The sequence below is a fragment of the Pelorhabdus rhamnosifermentans genome (assembly GCF_018835585.1).
GTDB lineage: Bacteria > Bacillota > Negativicutes > UMGS1260 > UMGS1260 > Pelorhabdus > Pelorhabdus rhamnosifermentans.
The window spans coordinates 1-4630 of the sequence record NZ_JAHGVE010000057.1; the positions used below are offsets into that span (position 1 = coordinate 1).

General features: G+C 38.4%; 7 protein-coding genes. 6 read left to right on the forward strand and 1 reads right to left on the reverse strand.

Features of this window, described 5'->3' with window-relative positions:
* Positions 1–137: gas vesicle protein GvpJ (gene gvpJ / locus Ga0466249_RS27945; RefSeq protein WP_215832336.1), on the reverse strand; the 137-nt coding region annotated here is incomplete at its 3' end.
* Positions 138–994: 857 nt separating this feature from the next.
* Here gvpJ and gvpN point away from each other — a divergent pair.
* The 6 genes from gvpN to Ga0466249_RS25600 form a co-directional block, all read left to right on the forward strand.
* Entirely contained in the window at positions 995–1924 is a 930-nt protein-coding gene (gene gvpN, locus Ga0466249_RS25575; RefSeq protein ID WP_215832330.1) for a gas vesicle protein GvpN, read from the forward strand.
* Between the two features lie 7 nt (positions 1925–1931).
* Entirely contained in the window at positions 1932–2264 is a 333-nt protein-coding gene (locus Ga0466249_RS25580) for a hypothetical protein (RefSeq protein WP_215832331.1), read from the forward strand.
* 85 nt (positions 2265–2349) lie between these two features.
* A complete protein-coding gene (locus tag Ga0466249_RS25585; protein ID WP_312889836.1) occupies positions 2350–3399 on the forward strand; it encodes a GvpL/GvpF family gas vesicle protein in 1050 nt (349 codons plus the stop codon).
* A 5-nt stretch (positions 3400–3404) separates the two neighbouring features.
* The gene (locus Ga0466249_RS25590) at positions 3405–4184 is read left to right on the forward strand and encodes a GvpL/GvpF family gas vesicle protein (RefSeq protein WP_215832333.1); all 780 of its coding nucleotides are present in this window, start codon (positions 3405–3407) and stop codon (positions 4182–4184) included.
* Entirely contained in the window at positions 4178–4441 is a 264-nt protein-coding gene (locus Ga0466249_RS25595) for a gas vesicle protein GvpG (RefSeq protein ID WP_215832334.1), read from the forward strand. The genes Ga0466249_RS25590 and Ga0466249_RS25595 overlap by 7 nt, the downstream gene beginning before the upstream one ends.
* A partial coding sequence (locus Ga0466249_RS25600) for a hypothetical protein (RefSeq protein ID WP_215832335.1) occupies positions 4438–4630 on the forward strand: 193 nt, incomplete at its 3' end. The genes Ga0466249_RS25595 and Ga0466249_RS25600, both read left to right, overlap by 4 nt.

Genomic DNA, 4630 nt, shown 5'->3' on the forward strand with positions numbered 1-4630 from the left:
TCAATAGCTAATAGTTCAATCCCAACGAGTGAAACACGAGCCCAGGCGTCTATCACGATTCCTTTATCCAGGATGCGGTCAACGACTTCAACCAGGCTGGAAGATGCCATTGCAGTTCTAACGGCCATTTTTTTCATCTCCTTTGATATCCTAAGACAGCTAATAGGCTTATATCATATCGTCAAATGTGATTTGATCACATCTGACGATTGCCTCAATGTAATGAGAAACAAAACTGTCCTTTGGTATGACTTGCTGTAGTATATGCGTGCGGGGAAAAATATGCAAGTTATCCATGTGATAATTTTTTCTTTTTAGTGAGGGATACTGTGAATTATTCCTATTAATTCACTTTAAATCTTACTGTATTATATTAATGCGGGGTGGAAAATGAGACAATGGAAGAACGGTAAGCGTCATTATATTTTCTTAGTTTTGAAAAAGAGTCCCTGGTGCTAAGATATTCTTACTGAATTTTAGCAAGGGTAACGTCTCTTCATCCTGCGAAACCTTATAAGTTATTGTTTTAATTTGATGCTGTTTCATACTAATAATAAGGCTATCGAGAAAACGCTCAAGGGACTAGATTTTGCGGACCCTTACTGTTCTTGGCAGCGGGGAAACAATGAAAATTCCAATGTGGAAATCTGCTATTAAAGTCTTTTACACGAAGTGTCGCACTTGACTTGACAATTCGCTTTATATTAATCATCTTATTAAAGTATTCTTCATATCCTATAATGCACTGTATGTGGAGAGGTTATAAACAGTTTACAGTTCATACGGAATACAGCAAAAGGTTACTATGGATTGATAATCCAGCGATCCATGGTTAACATGGCAAAAAAAGTAGAAATTAGGAACAAATTTGATGGGCCGTCATATCATGGTAGCAAAGAAAGCGTAATACATTTGGAGGCGCTTTTATAATGAAGAGTAAAATTATGTAAAGAGCGAAAGGTAATTTACATTTAGTAGAGAGGTGTGATTTTTGATGATTATTAAAGAGGCTTCCAATTTCAACATAGCTATTGATCAGTCGGATTTTATCGAAAGTGATTATATTAAAGGCATTACTAACCGGGCGTTAGCCTATATCAAGGCAGGCTTTGCCGTTCACTTACGTGGCAGTTCCGGTACCGGGAAAACAGCGTTGGCTATGCATATTTCCGAAAAATTAGGAAGGCCGGTAATGCTTATTCATGGTGACGATGAACTCAGCACGTCCGACTTGATTGGCGGCAGGTGTGGTTTTCGTGTGCGCAAGGTAATGGATAATTTTATAAAATCCGTACTCAAAACCGAAGAAGATATGCTTCAACATTGGATAGATAGCCGTTTAACAGTAGCCTGCAAGTACGGATATACCTTGATTTACGATGAATTTACCCGTTCACGGCCTGAAGCGAATAACATACTTTTGCCGGTTTTACAGGAGCAGATTTTGGACCTACCCATTATTCGTAATGAAAAGGAACACTACATGAAAGTACACCCGCAGTTCACAGCGATCTTTACTAGTAATCCGGAAGAATATGCAGGGGTTTATCGCAGTCAGGACGCCTTGCGGGATCGCATGATTACAATTGATCTAGATTATTTCGACAAGGAAACTGAAGTGCTTATTACACGGAACAAGTCCAGTTTATCGCTAGACGATGCCGAATGCATCGTAAACATCGTACGTGATCTTCGGGCTACAGGAAAGTGCGAATTTGCACCTACTGTACGTGGATGCATTATGATTGCCAAGTCCATTAATGTCATGGGAATACCGGTGGATGCTCAGAATGACACGTTTTGCCAGATATGTACAGAGGTTCTTGGTTCAGAAATTACCAGATCTTGCAATATTGATAGTCGAAGACCACTAAAAGATCACATTTATACATTAATTCAAACTTATTGCCGAAAAGGAGAATGAATGGTTTATGAAACTTCTTTCGGAAATAAAAGGTATGCGTTGTATTCCAACATCAATAGTCCGTAAAATTACCAGCTTGCCCCGGATGGAACATTATCGCAAAGATTATCTGGAACTATACGTATTGGCTAAGGAAAAGAGCCGAATGGAACAGGAATTGAGAATGTTGGATGAGAAACAGGATAATCTCTTGAAAAATTTAAATTTTATCAAAAACAAAATGGTGAAATACCAAGAATTTGTAAACAACAACATGAATGATCAGTGTATGCGATCAACTAAGCCGACGCTTTTGAGTCATAGGCCGAAGATGCCCAAATTAAAAACAAACCTCGAATAAAATAAAGTTACTCTTTAAAAGAAATGATTTATAAAATCAACAAATTGAATTCAAAAAAGAAAGGTAGGGGCGGATTTTGCAAAAAGTGTATTTGTACGGTTTGCTAGGAAGAAATGAACACAACAAGCCTTTTACTAGTGTGGAAATCGATGGAAAAAAGGAGCCTGTCATAGGTTTTTGGTACAAAAACATAGGATTTGCGATTAGCCGGGCGCCAACTTATTCATTTGACGAATTGCCCCGAGAAGAGTTGGCAGATTGGTTTATCAAGCACCTTACCGTTATGGAAGTAATACACCGGAATTATCCTCTTGTACCGGTAAAATTGGGTACGGTTATCAGTGATATGGAAACAGTTCGGCAGGTGCTCGTTCAGAATGAATGTCAGTTTAATCAATTGTTGGACAGCATGGCAGGAAAGAACGAGTGGGACTTGAATGTTTCTTGGTGCGATTTACCAAAAGTTTTAGCCGCTGTCAGCGAAGAAGAAGAAATCAAGAATTATAAAGAACAACTTGTAGCTACAGGAAAAATAAGTCAGCAAGACCTAATTAAAGTTGGTGAAATGATTAGCAAGGCACTTACTCGTCAAAAAAAGGATATAGGGAGTGAAATAGTGGCTGAACTAGTCCCGCTTCTTACTGAATATTATATAAATGAAGTAATTGGCGATAAACTAGTTCTTAGTCTGGCTATGCTGGTAAATCCCGAACAGGAGGAAGCAGTTAAGACAAAATTAGCAGCTTTAGATAATACTGTGCTGCAAAACTATGGTATAGAGCTGGATTTTCAACTGCTGGGTCCGTTGCCGCCAAAGAGTTTTACAACGATAGAACTCAAAAAAATTACCGGAGGACAATTAGAAACTGCCCGAAAACTTTTGGGACTTCCTGCTTGTGCTAATTTAAAGCAAATTAAGGATGCTAAAAAGGTACATTTGCGCATAAGTCATCCTGACATAAGTATTTTAGGAGCAAACGAAATGGCGCAAAACGAACAAGTTCAGAAAATTGTCGCTACCACTAGAATGCTTGAAGAGTATTGCCGTCATTATGGTTATTGTTCTCTACCGGAAAATCCGGGCGATAGCTATATTTTCCGGATTATTACGCCGGATAAAATGCATTCGCAGTGAAGGAGATGAGTACAGTTAACGGCACGGGCAAATATGTTTATTGTATCATAGAGAGCGCTGAGCCGCTTACTTTTGCTGCTGTACCAATTAGCGGGGGACAAAGAGTTTTTACCGTACATTATCAAGACCTAGCGGCTGTTGTAAGTGAATCGAATTTGAAAAAATATACTGTTAACAGAGAACATGTTATTGCTCACCAGAAAGTCCTGGAAGCAGTCCTAAGTGAACGAACTTTGCTGCCAGTACGTTATGGTACGGTGACTGAAACCGAAAACGATATCATAAAATTTCTTTTACAGCCCAGATATAAGGAATTGAAAGGGTTACTTAAACATATGAATGATAAAAACCAATATGGTCTACGAGTTTTATGGTCAGATGAAAAACAGGTGTTTAAAGAAATCTTAGAGGAAAATTATGAGATCAAAAAACTCAAGAATAAATTATCTAAAATAACGGCACGTCGCAGCCTCGATCAGCAGATTGAATTAGGACACATGGTCGAAGCCGCTTTGATAGAAAAGAAAGAAGTATGCCGGCTTGGAGTAATGAAACCTTTAAGTAAAATCGCCTGTGAGGTAAAGGAAAATGAGTTATACGGGAATCATATGTTTGTTAATGCTAATTTTTTGATAGAGAAAAGCCGGCAAGATGAATTTGCTGGCAAGATCAATGCATTAGCTGAAAGTTATGGTTCTGGTGTTCTTTTTAAATATATTGGCCCTATACCTCCCTATAATTTCGTAGAAATTATAGTTAATTTAAAGGATGGAAGGCTATGTTAGCCGCTCTGTTGCTTTTGCCCTTAGTTGTTCCGATTAAGGGAGTAGCTGCTTTAGCAGAAAAAATTGTCGAACAGAGTGATGCTGAATATCGGGACAAAACCAAAATTAGCATGGAACTTGTAGAATTACAAATACAACTAGATCTGGACCAGATCAGTGAAGCTGAATACAATGAGCGAGAGCTAGAATTGATGAAAAAATTGGCTGTAATTGAGGCGTTGCAGAGAGAGGAAGAAGAGGAAGAGGAAGGCGGGTGAACAAGGAAATGGGAGAGATAACTGAAGCAAAAACAGTTATCGTTAGTTTTTTTAACAATGAGTTTAATTTACCTAAAGAGGCGATTCAGGTAGTTGGATTGAGTAAAAAAGACGAGGAATGGTGGGGTACAGTGATTTTGACTCAATGTAACCAATACCTTAGGATGTTAGGGTATCCACCGGTATTTG

What these genes read in the sequence shown, in the direction of transcription:
- gvpN (WP_215832330.1), top strand. Translation starts at nt 995, where the DNA reads ATGATTATTAAAGAGGCTTCCAATTTCAACATAGCTATTGATCAGTCG.
- Ga0466249_RS25580 (WP_215832331.1), top strand. Translation starts at nt 1,932, where the DNA reads ATGAAACTTCTTTCGGAAATAAAAGGTATGCGTTGTATTCCAACATCA.
- Ga0466249_RS25590 (WP_215832333.1), top strand. Translation starts at nt 3,405, where the DNA reads ATGAGTACAGTTAACGGCACGGGCAAATATGTTTATTGTATCATAGAG.
- Ga0466249_RS25595 (WP_215832334.1), top strand. Translation starts at nt 4,178, where the DNA reads ATGTTAGCCGCTCTGTTGCTTTTGCCCTTAGTTGTTCCGATTAAGGGA.